The organism is Bacillus sp. SIMBA_008, from assembly GCF_046535495.1.
GTDB lineage: Bacteria > Bacillota > Bacilli > Bacillales > Bacillaceae > Bacillus > Bacillus subtilis.
The window spans coordinates 1-375 of record NZ_JAWRWL010000092.1; the positions used below are offsets into that span (position 1 = coordinate 1).

Below are 375 nucleotides of genomic sequence, written 5' to 3' on the forward strand. Positions count from 1 at the left end.
CGGCAATCCAGCCGAATATCACAAGCGGGATGTTATAGAAAATAAATGTCGGTACGCACGTATCCCAAATGTGGTGGTGCTGTCCGTCGGCGCTGAGGCCTGACGTCGGCCCGAGCGTACTGTCGCTTGCAGGAGAACCCGCATCACCGACCGCGGCGGCCGCTCCGATTACGGCGATCGTCGCCATCGGGCTGAATCCGAGCTGAGCGCACAGCGGAACGAATATGGTCGTAATGACGGGTACGGTTGCAAATGATGATCCGATTCCCATCGTGATTAATAAACCGACCACCAGCATCAAGAGCGCGCCTAATGATTGACTGTGACCGATAAAGCCTGTTGATGCTTTGACCAAGGAAGCCACATCGCCCGTTT

General features: G+C 55.5%; 1 protein-coding gene. It reads right to left on the bottom strand.

The genetic code is table 11. From position 1 onward, the window contains the following. On the bottom strand, positions 1-375 hold a 375-nt coding region (locus SB658_RS22290; protein ID WP_410602379.1), incomplete at both ends, for a Na+/H+ antiporter NhaC family protein.